Here is a 20,661-nt window from a genome sequence, read left to right as displayed (position 1 = left end):
ATGAACGACCTCACCAATGCCGTGCCGATGCAGCGCATCGCGGTGCCGGCCTCGCATGAAAACCTCGGCAACCCGGCGCCGACCAAGCTGGCTGCACGCGGACTGGACTTCTACTACGACAAGTTCCACGCGCTGAAGAACATCAACCTGGAGATTCCGGAAAAGCGCGTGACCGCGCTGATCGGTCCCTCCGGCTGCGGCAAGTCGACCCTGCTGCGCATCTTCAACCGCATCTACGCGCTGTACCCGAAGCTGGAAGCCAAGGGCGAAGTGCTGCTGGACGGCGAGAACATCCTGTCGCCGAAGTACCCGATGAACCGCCTGCGCAGCAAGGTCGGCATGGTGTTCCAGAAGCCGGTGCCGTTCCCGATGACCATCTTCGAGAACGTGGCCTACGGCATCCGCCACCACGAAAAGCTGTCCAAGGCGGACATGAACGACCGCGTCGAGCATGCGCTGCGCCAGGGCGCGCTGTGGGACGAAGTGAAGGACAAGCTCAACCAGAGCGCGCTGGGCCTGTCCGGTGGCCAGCAGCAGCGTCTGTGCATCGCCCGTGCCGTGGCCCTGCGCCCGGACGTGCTGCTGCTCGACGAGCCGACCTCGGCGCTGGACCCGATCTCCACCAGCCGCATCGAGCAGCTGGTCGAAGAGCTCAAGCACGACTACACCATCGTGATCGTCACCCACAACATGCAGCAGGCCGCGCGCGTGTCCGACTACACCGCCTTCATGTACCTGGGCGACCTGATCGAACACGACCGCACCGAAGTGATCTTCTCGCAGCCGAACAAGCAGCAGACCGAGGATTACATCACCGGTCGCTTCGGTTGATCCGTCCGCACGTTTCCAGATAAACCAGCCGGGCACCGCCCGGCACCACGGGAATCACAATGAACATTCCGAACGACCACATCGTCAAGAGCTACGACGAAGAACAGCAGCGGCTGGTGGCCGAAATCGTGCGCATGGGCGAAATGTCCGTGGCGCAGCTGGAAGCGGCGCTGGACGTGATCGAACGCCGCGACGACAGCGCCGCGCAGCGCATCATCGCCAATGACGAGGCCATCGACAGCCTGGAACAGCAGATCAGCCACGACGTGATGCGCCTGGCCCTGCGCGGCCCGATGGCGCGCGACCTGCGCGAGATCCTGGCCGGCCTGCGCATCCCGGCCGACATCGAACGCATCGGCGACTATGCCGCGAACGTGGCCAAGCGCTCGATCGCCCTGAGCAAGGTGCCGCCGCTGCCGCAGATCCAGGGCCTGCGCTCGCTGGGTCGTCTGGCCGCGCAGCAGGTCCGCCGCGCCATCGAAGCCTATCGCGACAGCGACGCCGAGGCCGCACTGGCCCTGCGCGACGACGACGCACGGCTGGACGCACAGTACACCGCGCTGTTCCGCGAGCTGCTGACCTACATGATGGAAGACCCGCGCAACATCACCCCGTGCACCCACCTGCTGTTCATGGCCAAGAACCTGGAACGCGTGGGCGACCACGCCACCAACATCGCCGAGAACGTGTGGTTCCTGGTGCATGGCGAGCAGGCGCTGCCGCCGCGCGAGAAGCGCGACGAGACCAGCACCGAACAGCTGTAACGCCCGCGCCGCAAGGCGTTCGGGTGAAACAAGGGCCGATGCCACGCATCGGCCCTTGTTGTTTCTGTCGCAAACGAACCGCCAGCGCTGAATCGCGCCTGTACCCGTCCATCCACCCGCGCATCCACCCTGCCCCGGCGGCGCTCTTATCCTGTGCCAGCCCATCAGGATCCCGTTGCCGCATGCAGTCCCTCTGCCCGCTCGAACTCAGCGCCGCCCATGCCGGCGACCGCGCCGCGCTCGACCGCGTGCTGCGCCACTCGCGCCAGCACCTGCGTCGCTATGCCGAATACCACTGCGTCATCAACGATGTCGAAGACGCGGTGCAGGAAAGCCTGATCACCGTGTCGCGGCGGCTGTGCGACCTGCGCCTGGTGGAGTGCTTCACTTCGTGGGCGTTCCGCATCGTCAAGCGCGAGTGCAACCGGCTCAAGCGCGCGCGGTGCCAGTGGCGGCACGAAGAGCTGCGCGAGGAGATCCTGCCACCCGCGCAGTGCGACGACGTGGCGCTGCGCCGCGACTGCGCCGCCGCGCTGGAGTCGCTGCCGGCGCACTATCGCGAAGTGATCCTGCTGCGCGACCTGGAAGGCCTGTCGATCGCCGAACTGGCCGAGCGGCTGGCCACCACCCCCGAAACCATCAAGGCCCGGCTGCACCGCGCCCGCGTCATGGCGCGCGAGTACCTGGCCTGAGCTTTCCCCCGCATGCCGGCAAATCCGGCATGCTTCATTGGCAACACCCTGGCCCCCGGGCCTCTACAAGGAGATTTTTCCATGACCCTGTCCACCAAACACGCCTCCCTGCTGGCCTGCGCCGCGCTCGCCGGCGGCCTCGGCCTGGCCGGCACCGCCTCGGCCCTGTCGATGACCGACCTGGCCCAGGGCTATGCCCTGGCCGCACAGGCCGCGCCCAAGGCCGACGCGAAGGCGGCTGAAGGCAAATGCGGTGAAGGCAAGTGTGGCGCCGACAAGGCCAAACAGCACGGCACCGACAAGAAGGCGGCGGAAGGCAAGTGCGGCGAAGGCAAGTGCGGGGCTGACAAGGCCAAGCCTGCCCCGGCCGCAAAGAAGACCGCCGAGGGCAAGTGCGGTGAAGGCAAGTGCGGTGCCGGGCACTGACCCGCGCGCCGGCGTGAGCCCCGTGGTCCTGCCGCCGCTGCCTGCTGCGGCGGTGGGACTCGGCCTGCGCCGCGCCCTGCTCGACGACCTGGAACAGGCGCCGCCGGGCGATATCGACTTCCTCGAATGCGCGCCGGAGAACTGGATCGGACTCGGCGGCGTGCACGGCGAGCGCCTGCAGGGGCTCAGCGCGCGTTACCCGTTGACCTGCCACGGCCTGTCGCTGTCGCTGGGCGGCAGCGCCCCGCTGGACCTGGACTTCATCGACCGGGTCGGGCTCTTCCTGGACACGCACCAGGTGCGGCTGTACAGCGAGCACCTCAGCTACTGCGGCGACGACGGGCACCTGTACGACTTGCTGCCGCTGCCGTTCACCGAGGAGGCGGTGCGCCACACCGCCGCGCGCATCGCGCAGGTGCAGGACCGGCTCGGCCGGCGCATCGCGGTGGAGAACGTGTCCACCTACCTCACGCCGCACGCGGCGATGAGCGAAAGGGACTTCACTGTCGCCGTGCTGGAAGAAGCAGACTGCGACCTGCTGCTGGACGTCAACAACGTGTACGTCAACGCGATCAACCACCGCTTCGACCCGGTCGCCTTCATCGACGGGCTACCGGCGTCGCGCGTGGTGTGCCTGCACGTCGCCGGGCACTACGATGAAGCCGACGACCTGAAGATCGATACGCATGGCAGCGCGGTGATCGACCCGGTGTGGGCGCTGCTGGCGCAGGCGCGCGCCCGTTTCGGCCCGCGCCCGGCCCTGCTGGAACGCGATTTCAACTTTCCAACCTACGCAGAACTGCGTGGCGAACTGCAGCAGATGCGGCGCATCCTCCACGGCGGGGATGCCGCACACGGAGCGGCCGCATGAGCGGGTTTCTTCGCGACCAGCAGTCCGCCATGACCCTGCACCTGCGCGACCCACGGGGCCAGCCCGCGCCCGAAGGACTCGACCCGCGTCGACTGCAGATCTACCGCGACCTGCTGTTCAACAACCTGCGAAGCCTGCTGGGCGGAAGTTTCCCCGTGCTGCTCCGGGTCCTGCATGCAGACGAATGGGATGCGCTGTGCCGCCGCTATTTCATCGAGCACCGCTGCGTGTCGCCACTGTTTACCGAGGTCGCTGGCGAGTTCGTGCAGTGGCTGCAGCAGCAGGCGTTGCTGCCGCGCCCGTTCCTCGCCGAGCTGGCGCACTACGAGTGGGTGGAACTGGCGCTGCAGTCGAGCGAGGCCCGGCCGCTGCCCACAGGGGACGCGGCGTTCGATCCATGGCAGGACCCGCTCGCCCGTTCGGCGCTGGCGTGGCCACTGGTCTACGCGTGGCCGGTGCAACAGATCGGCGCCGGGTTCCAGCCCGCATCGGCGCCCCCCGAACCCACCTGCCTGCTCGCGCGGCGGGTGGCCGACGGCAGCATCGTGTTCTCGCAGCTCAGCCCGCTGGCCGGGGCCCTGCTGGCGCAGCTGGACGACGCCGTGGCGCGCAGCGGCGCCGACCACCTGCGGCAGTTGGCCGAGGCCAACGGTCTGGACGTTGCCGCCCTCGAGCAGCCCGGGCGTGCGCTGCTGGCCCAGCTGCTGGCCACCGGGGTGATCGGTCCGGCGCGCCCGACCGGCAGCTGAACCCCGCGCCCGGCGCGCGCATCCAGTGCCGCGTGCCGGGCCTCTTGTTGGACTCTTCCTGCTGCCTGGAGTTTCCAATGCCACTGCCCTCCCCCCTTTCCGCACTGCGCGCGCGCCTGGGTGCACTCGACCCCTGGCTGGCCCCGCTCGGCCTGCGTCTGCTGCTGGCCTGGGAGTATTTCGAGTCCGGGCGCGAGAAGCTGCGCGGCATGAACTGGTTCGACAGCGTGCAGGCCGATTTCCCGCTGCCGTTCCGCTGGCTGCCCTCGGCACTCAACTGGCAGGCCGCCACCTGGCTGGAACTGCTGGGCGGCGCCTGCCTGCTGCTGGGACTGGCCACCCGCACCACAGCCGCGCTGCTGGTCGGACTGACCGTGGTGGCCACCGCGACGGTGCACTGGCCGGCCGGGTGGGACTCGCTCGCCACGCTGGCGCAGGGCTATGCGATCAGCGACCAGGGCTACGGCAACTTCAAGCTGCCGGTGCTGTTCATCGCAATGCTGCTGCCACTGCTGCTGGGCGGGGCCGGTCGGCTGAGCGTGGATGGCTGGCTGGCCCGGCATCGCAACGGGGCGGTCAGACCGCTCTGCTAAACTGGGCCGATGACTGACGAACTCCCCCAGACCGCCGCCGCCCCGGCGGACGCCGTGGATGTGCCCTCGCTGGGACAGCGGATGATGGCGACCCGCTTCCGTGGCTTCCTGCCGGTGGTGGTGGACGTGGAAACCGGCGGCTTCGACTGCAACCGCAATGCGTTGCTGGAGATCGCCGCGGTCCCGATCGAAATGGACGACAACGGCCTGCTCTACCCGGGGCAGACCGCCAGCGCACACGTGATCCCCGCCGAAGGGCTGGAGATCGATCCGAAGTCGCTGGAGATCACCGGGATCATCCTCGACCACCCGTTCCGCCTGGCCAAGAGCGAGAAGGACGCGCTGGACCATATCTTCGCGCCGGTCCGCGTGGCGATGAAGAAGTACGGCTGCCAGCGCGCGATCCTGGTCGGGCACAACGCGCACTTCGACCTGGGTTTCGTCAACGCGGCGGTGAACCGGGTCGGGCACAAGCGCAACCCGTTCCATCCGTTCAGTGTGTTCGACACGGTGACCATGGCCGGTATCGCCTATGGGCAGACCGTGCTGGCGCGTGCGGCGGTCGCCGCTGGTCTCGGGTGGGATGCCAACGAAGCGCACAGTGCGGTGTATGACACCGAGCAGACGGCGAAGCTGTTCTGCACCATTGCCAACGCCTGGCCGCGTCCCTGATCTGAGATTCCGTGGGACACGCATGGCGTGTCGCTACCGGGTTGGCGGCAATGCGGCGTAGGGACACGCCATGCGTGTCCGCGCGGTGCCGGACCACCCGGTAATCAACCGATCGCGGTCCGGTCTCTACCTTCGCTCTTGGCGCGGTACAGCGCACGGTCGGCGCGCTGGTAGAGCAGCATCGGGGTGCGGTCGGCGGCGTCCAGCTCGACCAGGCCGGCACTGAAGGTCACCTGCAGCCCGGGCACCCCGGCCCAGTCCGGATGGTCATGGAACAGCCCGCGCAGGCGCGCGCACACCTGCGCCGCTTCGGCCAGGCGGGTGTCGTTGAGCAGCACGGTGAATTCCTCGCCGCCGGTACGCGCCGGCATGTCCGAATCGCGGCAGGCCGAGGCGATCACCCGCGCCACTTCCACCAGCACCACGTCGCCCACGCTGTGGCTGTGCTGGTCGTTCACGTCCTTGAAGTGGTCGATGTCCAGCACCACCAGGCACAGCGGATGGCCGCTGCGCTGCGAGCGGGCGAAGTCGCGCGCCAACGCTTCGTCGAAGGCGCGCCGGTTGGGCAGCCCGGTCAGCGCATCCTCGCGCGCCTGCCGCTCGAACTGCTCCGACTGTCGCGCCAGGCGCTCGGCCAGCTGGGTCTTTTCTTCGTTCAGCGCCTGCAGGCTGGCGGTCTGCGCCTGCAGGTCACGGGTCGCCGCATCCACGCGGCGCGCCAGGCGCACGTTGCTGGCCTTGTAGCGATTGATCAGGTACCGGTACAGCGCCACCAGCCCGGCCAGCAGCAGCAGGCCGCCGATGAACTGCACGCTGCGCCGCTGCCACAGGAACGGCTCGACCGTGAACGACCACACCGCTTCGCTGCTGCCCCAGGTACCACCGGGGTGGGCGGCGCCCACGTGCAGGGTGTACTCGCCCGGCGGCAGGCCGATGAATTCCACGCTGCGCTGCTGGCCGCGTTCGATCCAGGCGGTGTCCAGCCCGTCCAGGCGGGTGCGGTAGCGGATCCGCTCGGACATCAGGTAGCTCAGGCCCACGTAGCTGATGCTCAGCCGCCGCCCGCCCGGCAGGGTGTTGTGGTTGGCGCCCTGCCAGTGCAGCGGCACGCCGTCGACCAGCACCGTTTCGATCGCCGCCGGCGGTGCCAGCCGCTCGCGGAAGCGCTGCAGGCGAAGCGGGTCGACCGTGCTCAGGCCACCGGCGGTGACCACCCAGAAGGTGCCGTCCTGGCGCAGGATCGCCGACGGACCGGAGCTGCCGTTGGCCTGCGAATTGGCCATGCCGTCGATCTCGTTGTAATGCTCGACCTCGACCCGGCGCGTGCGCCCGTCGGCGACGTCGTTGAGCATCGCCATGTCGGTGCGCAGCACGCCGCGGTTGCTGCTGATCCAGACGTTGCCGATGCGGTCGGGCACCAGCTGGAACACGGTGTCCACCGGCATGCCCTGCTCCAGCCCGACCCGGGCCAGTTTGCCGTCCTGGTAGCGGTACAGACCGCGGTCGCTGCTGATCCACATCGCGTCGCCGATCTGCTGGAAGCCGAACACGCTGCGCCCGCCGCCCAGCGGTGCCAGGTCGATGGCCTGCACGCGGTCGCCGCGCAGCACGCGGATGCCTTCGATGGTGCCCACCCACAGGTCGCCGTCGGCGTCATGCGCCAGCGCGGTGATCAGGCCGGTCGGCATGCCCGGCACGTCCGGCACGGTCACGCCGTTGGCGTCCAGCCGGGCCACGCCTTTCTGGGTGCCGGCCCACACCGCGCCGTCGCGGGCCACGCTCATCGCGCGGATGTTGCCGCCCGGCAGGCCGTCTTCGGCGCCATAGCGGCGCAGCATGCGGCCCTGCCCGTCCAGGTGCAGGATGCCGTCGCCGAAGGTGCCCACCCACAGCCCGTCCGCCTTGTCCTGGGCCAGGCTGAGCACCGACGGCGTCTTGCCCCCGCTGTTGCGCAGCGCGACCGGATGGAACCGGCCCTCGCTGTCGCGACGGTCCAGGCCGCTGGCGCTGCCCACCCACAACTGGCGGCTGCGGTCTTCGAGCACGGTGCGCACGTAGTCGCCGCTGAGTCCGTCGCGTTCGGTGAAGCTGCTGAACAGCGTTTCGCGCAGGCGGTACAGGCCGCCATTGGCGCCCACCCAGATGCTGCCTTCGGCGTCCTCGCGCAGGCTGACCACGCGCCCGCCGGGCAGCGACAGGCCCGCAGGCAGGCGCTCCAGGCCGTGCCGCGACAGGCGCAGCAGGCCCTGGCTTTCGGTACCCAGCCACAGGTCGCCATGGCGGTCCTGCAGCATCGAGGTGATGTGCATGCCGGTGCCCAGGCTGTGCTGCAGCTGCGGCACGCCGTCCTGCATGCGGTAGATGCGCTCGCCGGCGACTATCCACAGCACGCCGTCCGGGGCGCGGTACGGCCAGACCAGGCCATGGCCAAGGCCGAAGCTCTCCGGCGCGCGACGCAGCACGCCGTCGGTGCCGCGCACCACCAGGCCATCGAGCGTGCCGACCCAGACCCGGTCCTGCGCGTCGACCACCAGCTTGGTGAAGCTCATCGCCATCGGCACGTCGGGCGGCGGCGGGTGGTACTCGAAGCGGCCTTCGCGGGTGAGGCTGCCGATGCCGTTGCCTTCGTACAGCAGCCAGAGCCGGCCGTGGCTGTCCATCTGCATGGCCTGGATCAGCACCTGCGGCGCCGGCGGCTGGTGCGGGAACACCTGCCAGCGGCCGTCGGCACTGCGCCGGGTCACGTTGCCGCGCGAGTCGCTGATCCACAGGCCGCCGTCGCGATCGACGAACAGCGCGCCGACGCCGTTGTCGCGCAGGCCCGGCCGGGTGCTGCGGTCGAACACGGTGAAGTCCAGCCCGTTGTAGCGCACCAGGCCTTCCCAGGTGGCGAACCACAGGTGCCCTTCCGGGGTCTGCGCGATGTCACGCAGCGAGTTGTGCGGCAGGCCGTTGCGCGAGGTCCATACGTCGATGGCGTAGTCGCGCAGCGGCGGCGGGCCGTCCTGCGCGGCCACCGTGCCCGGCAGCAAGGACAGCAGGCACAGCAACGCCAGCGCCAGGCAACGGCGCTGAAGGGTCACTGCTGCTAGTACCGGCCGCCACCGGGTCCAGCCTCCCCCTTGCCTCATCCGCAAGGATCCGACAGGGAACTGGAAAGGAAGCCGGCCAGATTGGACGCACTCATGCGGCAAAAACTGGCGGGGGATGCCCATAGTAGGCAAATCCGCGCCGCTTTGCCCGTGCCGCGCTCAGCTGGCGCGGCTGCCGGGCGGTCGCGGCGGTGCCGGCCAGTGCACGATCGCCTCCAGCCCGCCCTGCGGGTGGTTGCGCAGGTGCAGGGTGGCGCCGTCCTTCTCGGCCAGCGCGCGGGCGATGGTCAGTCCCAGCCCGGCCCCACCGGTGGCCCGCGAGCGCGAGGTCTCCAGCCGCACGAACGGGTCGAACACGGTCTCCAGCTCGTCCTCGGCCAGGCCGGGACCGCGGTCGCGTACACGCACCCGGACCCCGTCGGCGCCCTGCTCGACCCGCACCTGGGCCAGGCCGCCGTAGCTGATCGCGTTGTCCACCAGGTTCGAGAACAGCCGGTGCATGGCCAGCGGGCGCAGCATCAGCACCGCGCCACTGCGCTGCGCGAACGCCGCCTCGGCGCCGGCTTCCACCGCGTCCTCGACGATGCTCTCCAGCAGCGAATCCAGGTCCAGCGCGGCCCGGGGCTCGGCGCTTTCGGCGCTGCGCGCCAGCTCCAGGCCTTCACGGATCAGCGCCTGCATCGCGCCGAGGTCGCCGATCAGGCGTTCGCGCAGCGCTTCGTCGCTTACGTTCTCCAGGCGCAGGCGCAGGCGGGTGACCGGGGTCTGCAGGTCGTGAGTGATCGCGGCCAGCATCTGCGTGCGTTCGCCCAGGGTGCGCTGAAGGCGCTTCTGCATGGCGTTGAACGCTTCGGCGGCGCGCCGGACCTCCAGCGGCCCGATCACCTGCAACGGTTCGCGCTGCAGGTCGTCGCCGAGCTCGGCCGCGGCCGACGCCAGCTGCTGCAGCGGCGCACTGGCCATGCGTGCCACCACGTAGGCCAGCACCGCGATGGCCAGCACCAGCAGGGTCAGGAACAGCGGATCGACCTCGAGGATGCCGTTGTGTGCGATGGCCGGCGATTCCAGCGAAAGCGCCAGCTCGGTGCCGTCGCTGAGCGGCAGCTGCACCGCCCGGCACTTGGGCGGAATGAAGGCCGGATCACGCTCATGCGGTGGCTTGCGGCGGTGCTGCGGCGGCGGCGGCCACAGTTCCTGCGCCTTGGGCAGGCAGGAGCGGAATGAAGTGAAATGCACCGTGGCGTGCGACACCGGACCCGTGCGGTCCTGCAGCAGGTCCATCAGCGCCGTGTCTTCGCGCCCCAGGCGCGCGCCCTGCGGCAGGCTGCGCACCGCCGGCCCGCCCACCTCGAGCAGCCGGCCGCGCAGCTCGGGATTGCCGTCGAGCATGTTGACGAAGCCCTGCAGGCGGTCGGCGATGCGGGTCAGGTTCTGCCGTTCGAACTCCTGCTGGCGCTTGGTACCGGCCAGCATGGTGGCGCCGATCGCGGCCACGCTCATGCCCAGCAGCAGGATCACGAACAGGCGCCCGACCATCGAGGCGAAGAAGCGGCGCAGGCGCATCATTCCAGCGTGACCGCCGCAGCCAGCACGTAGCCTTCGTTGCGCACGGTCTTGATCAGGCCGTCGCTGCCGCCGTCGCCGGCCAGTTTGTTGCGCAGGCGACTGACCTGCAGGTCGATCGCGCGGTCCTGCGATTCGTAGCTGCGACCGCTGCTGAGCGAGACCAGCTGCTCGCGCGAGAGCACCTTGTTGGCATGCCCCACGAAAACCCGCAGCAGGCGGAACTCGGCACCGGACAGCACCACCACGCGCCCGTCCGGGTCGACCAGGTGGCGGCTCTCCAGGTCGAAGGTCCAGTGCGCGAAGCGCGCGCGACGGATCGCCAACGGCTCCAGGTTGGCCGGCAGCGCTTCGGTCCGGCGCAGCACGTTGCGGATCCGCGCCAGCAGCTCGCGCGGTTCGAACGGCTTGCCCAGGTAATCGTCGGCGCCCATCTCCAGTCCCAGCACGCGGTCGATCGGCTCGCTGCGCGCGGTGAGCATGATCACCGGCGTGCTCGAACGTGCGCGCAGGTCGCGGCACAGGGTCAGGCCATCTTCGCGCGGCAGGTTGAGGTCGAGCACGATAAGGTCCACGTGCTCGCGTTCCAGCACCTGGCGCATGCCCTGGCCATCGCTGGCGGTGCTGACCTGGTAGCCGGCACGACCGAGCTGTTCGGCCAGCAGCTGGCGGATGTCGTTGTCGTCATCGACGATCAGCAGGCGTTGCATCGTTGTGGTCTCCATGCGGCGATGATCCCCTGTCGGGAGCTGAACCGCATCCTCTGGTTTGCGTACGCATGTTTCAAGCACGGCGCGCGATACATGCCGACACATGCAATCGCGCCGCTGTTACCCGGTGTTACACGGCGAGCGTTGAGCCCCCCTGCTCCGCTCTTCACAATGCTGACAACGCCGCACGCCGGCCTGTTGAGTTGATCACCATCGTGAAGCCCCGACTGCCTGTCACCCGCCGCGGCCGCGTGCTGCTCGTCATCGTACTGCTCGTGCTGGTCTGCGGCATTGTCGCATGGACCCTGCGCAAGCCGGGCGCGCCGACCCTGGCCACCAGCCCGGTCACCCGCGGCGACCTGGAGCAGACGGTCGAAGCGACCGGCGTGATCGACGCCTACAAGCTGGTCAGCGTCGGTGCGCAGGCCTCGGGCCAGATCAAGTCGCTGAAGGTGCAGCTGGGCGATACCGTCAAGCAGGGCGACCTGATCGCCGAGATCGACGCCACCACCCAGCGCAACGCAGTGCTCAACGCGCAGGCCTCGCTGGACCAGGTCACCGCGCAGCGCGCGGTACAGCAGGCCACCCTGCGCCAGGCCGAACTGGAATTCGCCCGGCAGAAGGAAATGCTGGCGGCGGAAGCCACCTCGCGTGCCGAGTTTGATACCGCCGAAGCCCAGCTGAAAACCGCGCAGGCCCAGGTCAACTCCTTTGACGCGCAGATCAAGGGCCGCCAGACCGAGCTGGGCACGGCCAACGCCAACCTGGCCTACACCCGCATCACCGCGCCGATGGACGGCACGGTGGTGGCGGTGGTGGCCGAAGAAGGCCGCACCGTCAATGCCAACCAGACCGCACCGACCATCGTGATGCTGGCGCGGCTGGACCTGGTGACGGTCAATGCCGAGGTGAGCGAAGCCGACGTGGTCAAGATCAAGGCCGGCATGCCCGTGTACTTCACCACCCTTGGCGACCCGGAGCGCAAGTACCACGCCACGCTGCGCCAGATCAATCCGGCCCCGTCCTCGATCGCCAGCGACAGCTCCAGCAGTTCCAGTTCGTCCAGCTCCAGCGCCAGTTCGGCGGTGTACTACAACGCGCTGTTCGACGTGGAAAACCCGGACGGCACCCTGCGCATCGACATGACCGCGCAGGTCTCGGTGCTGCTCAAGCAGGCCAGGAACGTGCTCATCATTCCGTCGGTGGCGCTGGGGCCGAAGACCCGCGACGGCCAGTACGTGGTGCGCGTGGCCGACAAGGACGGCATGCCGCAGCCGCGCAAGGTGAAGATCGGCATCAACACCGGATCCAGCGCTGAAGTCACCGCGGGGCTGAAGGAAGGCGAGAAGGTGGTGGTCGGTGAAGGCAGCACCACCCCGGCGGCCGGCAGCGGCAACCGCGGCGGCGCGCAGATGCGCATGGGCGGCCCGGGCATGGGCGGGCCGCGCCGATGAAAACCGCGCCCACCGGCACCCCGCTGCTGCGGCTGCGCGACCTGCGCCGCGAGTTCCCCGCCGGCGATGAGACCATCGCCGTGCTGCGCGACGTCAACCTGGACATTGCCGCCGGTGAGATGGTGGCCATCGTCGGCCAGTCCGGCTCGGGCAAGTCGACCCTGATGAACATCCTCGGCTGCCTGGACCGCCCGACCCGGGGCAGCTACCAGGTGGCGGGCCGCGAAACCGGCAGCATGCTGCCGGACGAACTGGCCGAACTGCGCCGCGAACATTTCGGTTTCATCTTCCAGCGCTACCACCTGCTCGGCGACCTCGACGCGCGCGGCAACGTGGAAGTGCCGGCGGTGTACGCCGGCAGCCCCGGCCCGGTACGCAGCGCGCGCGCCGAGCAGCTGCTGCAGCGGCTGGGCCTGGGCGACCGCATGCAGCACAAGCCCGGCCAGCTGTCCGGTGGCCAGCAGCAGCGCGTGTCGATCGCGCGCGCACTGATGAACGGCGGCGAGGTGATCCTGGCCGACGAACCGACCGGCGCGCTGGACACGAAATCCGGCGAGGAAGTGATGGGCATCCTCGGCGAGCTGCATGCCGAAGGCCACACCATCATCATCGTCACCCACGACATGTCGGTGGCCGAGCACGCCCAGCGCATCATCGAGATCCGCGACGGCGAGATCATCGCCGACCGCAGCAATGACAAGGCCCCGGCCTATCGCGCCCAGCGCACGCCAACGGTGGCTGCGGCCAGCGGCCACAGCTGGCGCGCCGCGCGCGACCGCTTCACCGAAGCGTTCCGCATGGCGCTGCTGGCAATGAACGCGCATCGCCTGCGCACCTTCCTGACAATGCTCGGCATCATCATCGGCATCGCCTCGGTGGTCTCGGTGGTGGCGATGGGCAACGGTTCGCAGCAGCAGATCCTGCAGAACATCAGCGCGCTGGGCACCAACACCATCGATGTGTACCCCGGGCGCGGCTTCGGCGACATGCGTTCGGCACGCGTGCAGACGCTCAAGGCCAGCGATGCCGACGCACTGGCGCGACAGAGCTACATCGACAGCGTGACCCCCAGCGTGTCCTCCTCGGTCACCGCGCGCTACCGCAACCAGTCCGCCACCGCGCAGGTCAGCGGCGTGGGCGAGCAGTTCTTCCGGGTCAAGGGCTTGACCCTGAGCGCGGGCAGCTTCTTCGACGCCGACGCGGTGAAGGGGCTGGGCCAGGTGGCAGTGATCGATGAGAACACCCGCACCCAGTTCTTCCCCAACGGCGCAGATCCGGTCGGCCAGGTGATCCTGCTCGGCAACGTCCCGGTACGGGTGATCGGCGTGGCGCAGCGCCAGAGCATGGGCTTTGGCAGCAGCACCAGCCTGTCGATCTGGGTGCCCTACACCACCGTGATGTCGCGCATGCTCGGCCAGAGCCATGTCTCCAGCATCACCGTGCGCGTGGACGACGACACTCCCATGGATGCAGCGCAGGCGGCCATTTCCAAACTGCTGGTCATGCGCCATGGCACCGAGGATTTCTTCCTCAGCAACAGCGCCGAGATCCGCGACACCATCGAACAGACCACGCGCACCATGACCCTGCTGATCAGCGCGATCGCGGCGATCGCGCTGCTGGTCGGCGGCATTGGAGTGATGAACATCATGCTGGTGTCGGTGACCGAGCGGACCCGCGAGATCGGCGTCCGCATGGCCGTCGGTGCGCGGCAGAGCGACATCCGCCAGCAGTTCCTGATCGAGGCGGTACTGGTGTGCCTGCTCGGCGGGCTGCTCGGCGTGGGCCTGTCGCTGGTGGTGGGCTGGGTGTTCGACACCTTCGCCCCTGACTTCAGGATGCTGTTCTCCACAGCGTCGATCGTGGCCGCGTTCGCGTGTTCCAGCCTGATCGGCGTGGCGTTCGGCTTCCTTCCGGCACGCAATGCGGCCCAACTCGATCCCGTGGAGGCGCTGGCGCGCGAATGAAGATGGCATTCCTTTTCAAGTCTGTTCCTGCCCTGCGCCCGCTGGCGCTGGCCTGCACCACCGCCGTGCTGCTGTCGGCCTGCGTCAGCACCGGGCAGTACAAGGTCGACCCGCCGAGCGTGCCGGCCGTGTATGGACGTGGCGATGCGCAGCGCAACGCGCCGGTCGCCGCCTCGAACACGCCGCCGACGCTGCAGGCCGACGTGCGCGACGACGCCTGGTGGACCGGCTTCGGCGACCCGCGCCTGGACCGGGTGATCGCGCGGGCACTGCAGGCCAACACCGACCTGGCCTCGGCGGGCCTGGCGGTGCAGCGTGCGCGCCTGCAGGCCGGGCTTTCCGAGAATGCGTTGTGGCCGCAGCCTTCGGGCAGCGTCAGCAGCAATGGCAACCGCGCCATCGACCAGGGGGCAGATTGGAACCGCAGCAGTTCGGCGGGTGTGTCGCTGCAGTGGGAGATCGACCTGTGGGGACGCCTGCGCGCGCAGCGCGACATCGCCCAGTGGGAAGCGCAGGCCAGCGAGGAAGACCTGCAGAACACCGCGCTGCTGGTGATCAGCGACGTGGCCACCCAGTACTGGGTGCTGGCCTACCTCAACCAGTCGATCAGCGCCGGCCAGGCCAACCTGGAACGGCTGCAGCGCACACAGGAGCTGGTCCAGGCGCGTTTCGACGCCGGCGCGGTGTCGCGCCTGGAAGTGCGCCAGGCGACCCAGCAGCTGGAGGCGCAGCGGGCCGCGCAGAGCGCGCTCGAGCAGCAGCGCGTGGCCAGCCGCAATGCGCTGACGGTGCTGCTGGACGGGCAACCGTGGCCACAGGCCGACGAACCGCAGGTGCTGGACATCGCGGCCACGCCGGTGATTGCCGAGGGATTGCCTGCCGACCTGCTCGGCCGCCGCCCGGACCTGCGCGCGGCCGAACTGCGCCTGCGCAACAGCCTGAAGAACATCAAGGTGACCGCGACCAGCTACTACCCGGCGCTGAGTCTGACCGGTGGGGTTGGCACGGGTGGTACGACACTGTCGGACGTGTTGAAGAACCCGGTGGCGTCACTGGGCGCTGGGTTGTCGCTGCCGTTCCTGAACATCCGCCAGGCGCAGCTGGATACGAACATCGCCGGGACCGACTACCAGATCGCGGCGAACACGTTCCGGCGCACGTTGTACACGGCGCTTTCGGAAGTGGACAACGCGCTGTCGGCGCGCACCCAGTTCGCAACGCAGGTGGCTGCGTCGCAGGCGTCGTATGACGAAGCGGTGGAGATCGAGCGGATGTATGAGGTGCGTTACCGGGTCGGCGCCACGGATCTGCGGACCTGGCTGGAAGCGCAGCAGACGCGTCGCGACGCCGAGCTGTCGCTGGCGGCGGTGAAGCAGAAGCTGCTGGTGAACGATGTGACGCTGTTCAAGGCGTTGGGGGGAAGCGCGAACGCGCCGTAGGCGCGGTCGCGCGGGTAGAGCCACGCCCTGCGTGGCTGCTTCGTTCGGCATTGCAGCCACGCAGGGCGTGGCTCTACCCGCGGTGCGTCAGCTTCGCTGACGCACCGCTTCAAACAGGCTTACACCTGCAGCAACCGAGACATTCAGGCTCTCGATATCCCCCGGCATCGGGATCTTCACCAGCCCGTCGCAGTTCTCACGGGTCAACCGGCGCATGCCGTCGGCTTCGCCGCCCAGCACCAGCGCGACGTTGCCCTTGAGGTCGATCGAGTAGAGCGAGGTGGTGGCTTCACCGGCCAGGCCGTAGATCCACACGCCCTGCTTCTGCAGATCCTTCAGGCAGCGCGACAGATTCGTCACCGCCACCACCGGAATACGGTCGGCGGCGCCGGCCGAGGTCTTGCGCACGGTTGCGTTGACCGTAGCCGACTTGTCCTTGGGAATGATCACCGCAGTCGCACCGGCGGCCGCCGCGCTGCGCAGGCAGGCGCCCAGGTTGTGGGGGTCCTGGACCTCGTCGAGGACCAGCAGCAGGGCCTTGCCTTCGGCAGCGGTGACCAGCCCTTCCAGCTCGTTCTCGCCGTAGGTGCGTGCGGCCTGGTAGCGCGCGGCCACGCCTTGGTGGCGCACCGAGCCGCCCACGCCGTCCAGCGCCTGGGTGTTGACCTTGCGCACGTCGATGCCCTTGCGGCGCGCGTTCTCTTCGATTTCGGTCAGCCGCGGGTTCTTCGCGCTGGCCTCGATGAGCACTTCGCGGACGTTATCGGCATCGTTCTCGATCGAGGAGGCGACGGCGTTGACGCCGACGATCCACTGGCTTTGCTTGCTCATTGCGGGGGCGGGACCGGTACAGGGGGTGGTAATGGTAGAGCATCGGGAGGCCGGGCGCCCGGGGTCAGCCGGGTGGCCAGCGCCCGGTGTCGCGGTCGGGGTGCTGGTGGGAGACCAGGCTGCGCAGGCGCTCAGCGTCCGGGTCGTCCTCCTGCAGGATCACCGGCAGGCCGCCCAGCTGGTCCACGAACGGCAGCTTGGACTCGGTGCCGTACTGGACGGTCGGCGGCAGCCGGCTGGGGTCGTCGAAGGCCCCGGCCGCCACGGCCATGCCGTCCTCGCCCTCATAGGTCAGCGGGGTCCCGCAGTCGGCGCAGAAACCCCTGCGGAAATGGTTGGAGGACTGGAACCGGCGCGGTTCGCCCCGGGTCCACCGGAAATCGGCGCCGCGCACCGAGACCAGCGGTGCGTAGTAGGCGCCGAAGGCCTTCTGGCACATCCGGCAGTGGCAGATCGAGCGGTCGGGCAGCGCGCCGCGGACGTGGAAGCGGATCGCCCCACACTGACAGCCACCGGAGAATTCGGGAACCGGGTTCATGTGGGGCTCCGTTCTGGGTCTACGGGGAGCCGGCCGGCGGCCGGCACTACCTCAGTACTTCTGCTTTTGGCGCTTTGCGGGCTGGCCACGGGGCGGCAGGGTCGGCTCCTGCTCTTCCTTGTCTTCGACCAGGCGGAAGTCGATCTTGCGCTCTTCCATGCTGGCCTTGAGCACCAGGATCCGCACGCGGTCGCCCAGGCGGTAGGCCTTACCACGGCGCTCGCCGCTCAGCGTCTTGCGGGTGGCGTCGAACTGGTAGTAGTCGTGCGGCAGCTGGGTGACATGGACCAGGCCGTTGACCTTGGATTCGTCCAGTTCCACGAACAGGCCGAAACTGGTCACGCCGCTGATCACGCCGTCGAACTCGCCGCCGACGTGCTTTTCCATCCACGCGGCGCGGTAGCGCTCGTCCACCTCGCGCTCGGCCTCGTCGGCCCGGCGCTCGCGCTCGGAGCACTGCAGCGCCAGCGCGGCCATTTCGCGCTGGGTGTAGGTGAATTTCTCCACCGGCTTGCCACTCAGCGCGTGCTTGATCGCACGGTGCACCAGCAGGTCGGGGTAGCGACGGATCGGCGAGGTGAAGTGCGCGTAAGCGTCCAGCGCCAGGCCGAAGTGACCCTGGTTGTCCGGCGAGTACACCGCCATGCTCTGGCTGCGCAGCAGCACCGATTCCAGCAGGGCGGCGTCGGGGCGCTCACGCACCTTCTTGAGCAGCTTGGTGTAGTCGGCAGGCTGCACCTTGGACCATGCCGGCAGGCTCAGCTTGAATTCCTTGAGGAACTCCAGCAGGTCTTCGAACTTGGCCTCCGGCGGCTTGGCATGGTCGCGGAACGGCGCCGGCATGTGCTTGCTCAGCAGGTAGCGCGCGGCCTGCACATTGGCCGCGATCATGCATTCCTCGATCAGCTTGTGGGCGTCGTTGCGCACCATCATGCCGGCCTGGGTGACTTCGCCGGTGTTGTCCAGCACGAAGCGCACTTCGGAGGATTCGAATTCAATCGCCCCGCGCTTGGTGCGTGCCTTGGCCAGCACCTTGTAAAGCTGGTGCAGGTGTTCAACGTGCGGCAGCACCGCCTCGATCTGCTTGCGTACGGCCGGGTCGTTCTCGCCCACCGCCTGCCAGACCTGGTTGTAGGTGAGGCGGGCGTGCGAGTTCATCACCGCTTCGTAGAAGCGCGCGTGCGCCACTTCGCCGTCGCGCCCCATCTGCATGTCGCAGACGAAGCACATGCGGTCGACCTTGGGCATCAGCGAGCAGATGCCGTTGGACAGGGTCTCGGGCAGCATCGGCACGACGAAGCCCGGGAAGTACACCGAGGTGGCGCGCTTCTGTGCTTCGTCGTCCAGCGGGGTGCCGGGGCGGACGTAGTTGGAGACGTCGGCGATGGCCACCACCAGGCGGAAGCCTTCGGCGTTGGGTTCGCAGTAGACGGCGTCGTCGAAATCCTTGGCGTCTTCACCGTCGATGGTGACCAGCGGCGTACTGCGCAGGTCGACGCGGTTGCCGATCATCTGCGGCTCGACCTGCATCGGCACGGCGGCGGCTTCGTCCAGCACGGCCTGCGGGAACTCGAACGGCAGCTCGTGGCCATGGATCGCGGTTTCGACGATCAGCGAGGCGGTCAGCTTGTCGCCAAGCACGGCGATGATGCGGCCGATCGGCGGGCGCCGGGTGTCCGGCGGCTGGGTGATTTCGCACACCACCAGCTGGCCGTCGCGGGCGTCGCCGGTCTGGTCGGGCGGGATCTGCACGTTGCGCTGGATGCGCTTGTCGTCGGGCACCACGTAGTTGATGCCGAACTCGACGCTGAAGCGACCGATCATGCGGGTCATGCCGCGCTCGAGCACGCGCGCGATGCTGCCTTCGCGGCGGCCGCGGCGGTCGATGCCGGTGACGTTGGCGAGCACGCGGTCGCCGTGCATGACCTTGCGCATTTCAAACGGCGCCAGGAACAGGTCGTCGCCGCCTTCGACCGGGCGCAGGAAGCCGAACCCTTCGGGGTTGGCAATAACCACGCCGGTGATCAGGTTGGTGGCCTGGACCGGGGCGAATCCTCCACGGCGGTTCTGCACCAGCTGGCCGTCGCGGACCATGGCGCCCAGGCGCTTGGCCAGGGCGTCGGCACGGTCCGGTTCGGTCAGGCCCAGTTGGAAGGCGACCTCTTCATGGGTCTGCGGACCATCACAGCGGTCGAGCAGCTGCAGGATGGCCTCACGGCTGGCGATGGGCTGGGCATAGCGTTCAGCTTCGCGGGCCGCATAGGGGTCATCCACCGGGTTGCCGGCAGGCATCGGGTGCGGATTGCGCCGTGTGGGGACCGGTGCGCCATGGCCCGGCTTGGGGCCGCTGCGCTTGCCGCCACGGGGTGGCGCGGGGGTGTTCATGGACTCGGGCATCCAGGGCGGCAGCTTCTTGCCAGACTTGGCAGCAGCAGCGCGGGGCTTGCCCGACGGACCGGCAGCCTGCTTGGGCGCCGGAGACTTGGGGGCTTTCGCGCCCCGGGTCGGTTTCTTTGTTTTCATCGACCCCCATGGTACCGCGTGGCGGTGTGCAGAATGGGTCATTGCCGACCCCCATGCAGGATTGTGAAGAAATTTAACAAAAGCGTTGACAAGCCCTGCGGACATGCCCACAATTCGCCCCCTGAGTCGCCCAGGTGGCGGAATTGGTAGACGCACTAGCTTCAGGTGCTAGCGGGGGCAACTTCGTGGAGGTTCGAGTCCTCTCCTGGGCACCACGACTCGGTAAATGATCAAACCCGCGAAAGCGGGTTTTTTCGTTTCAGGCTTCCGGCATGTAGAACCGCGAAGCCAATCCGGCCCGGCCCGGAAAGTACTTGAACCAGGGCCGTGCGGCATCAACCACTGCCGCCACCGATGGGTGCGCCATCAGGCGTTCGAAGTAAGCGAGCAGATGCCGTTCGGTGTCCGGCACCGGCACGTAGGCGATGGCATAGAACAGCGCGGGCGAAGCGGCGCAGTCGGCCATGCTGAAGTCTTCGCCGGCCAACCAGGTGCGGCCATCCAGCTGGCGGTCGAGCGCGGCGTAACTTCCGAGCAGCAGTGCGCGTGCGGCAGCGGCGTTTTCTTCGCTGCGTCGTTCTTCCGGCTTGAGCAGTTCGGCGGTGAGCGCCTGCATGGGGGTCATGAGGTAGAAGTCGCAGAAGCGGTCCCAGAAGCGGACGGCGAGTGCTGCGTCGGGATCGAGAGGAATCAGGCGTGCGCCGTCAGCGGCGTGGTGCTGCTGCAGGTACTCGATGATGATGCTGGTCTCGGCCACTACCCTGCCCTCGTCGACCAGCAGGGGCATCTTGCCGGCGGGCGAGCGGGCATCGAGCGCTTCGCGCTGGGCGGGGTCGCCGAGGTTGAGCAGCTGCTGGTCGAGGGCAACGCCGAGCGCATGGGCGGCGATCACCACCTTCTGGCAGCACGACGAGAGCGGGTGGGCGTGCAGGATCGGCAATGCCAT

The 20,661-nt window shown here is 68.6% G+C and carries 18 protein-coding genes and 1 tRNA gene; 12 read left to right on the top strand and 7 right to left on the bottom strand.

Annotated elements, in window-relative coordinates:
- From pstB to rnt, 8 genes are all read left to right on the top strand, one after another.
- Entirely contained in the window at positions 1–831 is an 831-nt protein-coding gene (gene pstB / locus HGB51_RS13735; RefSeq protein WP_070208073.1) for a phosphate ABC transporter ATP-binding protein PstB, read from the top strand.
- Between the two features lie 59 nt (positions 832–890).
- Positions 891–1,595 carry a phosphate signaling complex protein PhoU gene (phoU, locus tag HGB51_RS13730; protein WP_070208074.1) on the top strand — a complete coding sequence of 235 codons (705 nt, stop codon included), beginning with the start codon at positions 891–893 and terminating at the stop codon, positions 1,593–1,595.
- Between the two features lie 182 nt (positions 1,596–1,777).
- A complete protein-coding gene (locus tag HGB51_RS13725; protein WP_070208075.1) occupies positions 1,778–2,287 on the top strand; it encodes an RNA polymerase sigma factor in 510 nt (169 codons plus the stop codon).
- 81 nt (positions 2,288–2,368) lie between these two features.
- Positions 2,369–2,713 carry an HvfA family oxazolone/thioamide-modified RiPP metallophore gene (locus HGB51_RS20345; protein WP_070208076.1) on the top strand — a complete coding sequence of 115 codons (345 nt, stop codon included), beginning with the start codon at positions 2,369–2,371 and terminating at the stop codon, positions 2,711–2,713.
- Positions 2,700–3,584: an HvfB family MNIO-type RiPP peptide maturase gene (locus HGB51_RS13720; RefSeq protein ID WP_256123607.1), complete on the top strand. Its 885-nt coding sequence runs from the start codon at positions 2,700–2,702 to the stop codon at positions 3,582–3,584. Before HGB51_RS20345 ends, HGB51_RS13720 begins: the two co-directional genes overlap by 14 nt.
- Complete coding sequence (locus tag HGB51_RS13715) at positions 3,581–4,333, top strand: HvfC family RiPP maturation protein (protein WP_070208077.1); 753 nt, start codon at positions 3,581–3,583, stop codon at positions 4,331–4,333. Before HGB51_RS13720 ends, HGB51_RS13715 begins: the two co-directional genes overlap by 4 nt.
- Before the next feature lie 77 nt (positions 4,334–4,410).
- Positions 4,411–4,926, top strand: a complete 516-nt coding sequence (locus HGB51_RS13710) for an HvfX family Cu-binding RiPP maturation protein (RefSeq protein ID WP_070208078.1) — start codon at positions 4,411–4,413, stop codon at positions 4,924–4,926.
- A gap of 84 nt (positions 4,927–5,010) precedes the next feature.
- Positions 5,011–5,598 (top strand): ribonuclease T, encoded by a 588-nt coding sequence (gene rnt / locus HGB51_RS13705; protein WP_070208087.1) that lies wholly within the window; start codon positions 5,011–5,013, stop codon positions 5,596–5,598.
- Positions 5,599–5,702: 104 nt separating this feature from the next.
- On the opposite strand, the gene HGB51_RS13700 is transcribed toward rnt, so the two are convergent.
- The 3 genes from HGB51_RS13700 to HGB51_RS13690 form a co-directional block, all read right to left on the bottom strand.
- Positions 5,703–8,729: a ligand-binding sensor domain-containing diguanylate cyclase gene (locus HGB51_RS13700; RefSeq protein WP_070208079.1), complete on the bottom strand. Its 3,027-nt coding sequence runs from the start codon at positions 8,727–8,729 to the stop codon at positions 5,703–5,705.
- A gap of 120 nt (positions 8,730–8,849) precedes the next feature.
- Positions 8,850–10,256 carry an ATP-binding protein gene (locus HGB51_RS13695; RefSeq protein WP_070208080.1) on the bottom strand — a complete coding sequence of 469 codons (1,407 nt, stop codon included), beginning with the start codon at positions 10,254–10,256 and terminating at the stop codon, positions 8,850–8,852.
- Positions 10,253–10,978: a response regulator gene (locus HGB51_RS13690; RefSeq protein ID WP_070208081.1), complete on the bottom strand. Its 726-nt coding sequence runs from the start codon at positions 10,976–10,978 to the stop codon at positions 10,253–10,255. The genes HGB51_RS13695 and HGB51_RS13690 overlap by 4 nt, the downstream gene beginning before the upstream one ends.
- Positions 10,979–11,178: 200 nt before the next feature.
- Between HGB51_RS13690 and HGB51_RS13685 the strand changes: the two genes are divergently transcribed.
- Genes HGB51_RS13685 through HGB51_RS13675 form a run of 3 tightly spaced genes read left to right on the top strand, consistent with a single transcriptional unit; the run spans position 11,179 to position 15,823 of the window.
- On the top strand, positions 11,179–12,417 hold the full coding sequence (locus tag HGB51_RS13685; protein ID WP_070208088.1) for an efflux RND transporter periplasmic adaptor subunit: 1,239 nt from the start codon (positions 11,179–11,181) through the stop codon (positions 12,415–12,417).
- A complete protein-coding gene (locus HGB51_RS13680) occupies positions 12,414–14,384 on the top strand; it encodes a MacB family efflux pump subunit (RefSeq protein WP_070208082.1) in 1,971 nt (656 codons plus the stop codon). The genes HGB51_RS13685 and HGB51_RS13680 overlap by 4 nt, the downstream gene beginning before the upstream one ends.
- Positions 14,381–15,823, top strand: coding sequence for an efflux transporter outer membrane subunit (locus HGB51_RS13675; RefSeq protein ID WP_084738977.1), 1,443 nt, complete (start codon positions 14,381–14,383; stop codon positions 15,821–15,823). The genes HGB51_RS13680 and HGB51_RS13675 overlap by 4 nt, the downstream gene beginning before the upstream one ends.
- Positions 15,824–15,910: 87 nt before the next feature.
- Here HGB51_RS13675 and rlmB read toward each other — a convergent pair whose 3' ends face one another.
- The 3 genes from rlmB to rnr form a co-directional block, all read right to left on the bottom strand.
- Positions 15,911–16,654 carry a 23S rRNA (guanosine(2251)-2'-O)-methyltransferase RlmB gene (gene rlmB / locus HGB51_RS13670; RefSeq protein WP_070208083.1) on the bottom strand — a complete coding sequence of 248 codons (744 nt, stop codon included), beginning with the start codon at positions 16,652–16,654 and terminating at the stop codon, positions 15,911–15,913.
- Positions 16,655–16,718: 64 nt separating this feature from the next.
- Entirely contained in the window at positions 16,719–17,192 is a 474-nt protein-coding gene (locus tag HGB51_RS13665; protein WP_171966862.1) for a GFA family protein, read from the bottom strand.
- Positions 17,193–17,243: 51 nt separating this feature from the next.
- Entirely contained in the window at positions 17,244–19,715 is a 2,472-nt protein-coding gene (rnr, locus tag HGB51_RS13660) for a ribonuclease R (protein WP_070209651.1), read from the bottom strand.
- 128 nt (positions 19,716–19,843) lie between these two features.
- Between rnr and HGB51_RS13655 the strand changes: the two genes are divergently transcribed.
- Positions 19,844–19,930, top strand: a tRNA-Leu gene (locus tag HGB51_RS13655).
- Positions 19,931–19,974: 44 nt separating this feature from the next.
- On the opposite strand, the gene HGB51_RS13650 is transcribed toward HGB51_RS13655, so the two are convergent.
- Positions 19,975–20,661 (bottom strand): glutathione S-transferase family protein, encoded by a 687-nt coding sequence (locus HGB51_RS13650; protein ID WP_070209652.1) that lies wholly within the window; start codon positions 20,659–20,661, stop codon positions 19,975–19,977.

Origin of the sequence: Stenotrophomonas bentonitica (genome assembly GCF_013185915.1) — a bacterium.
GTDB classification, from domain to species: domain Bacteria; phylum Pseudomonadota; class Gammaproteobacteria; order Xanthomonadales; family Xanthomonadaceae; genus Stenotrophomonas; species Stenotrophomonas bentonitica.
Note: the sequence above shows the minus strand (reverse complement) of the source record. Positions and strands in the feature narration are given on the sequence as shown.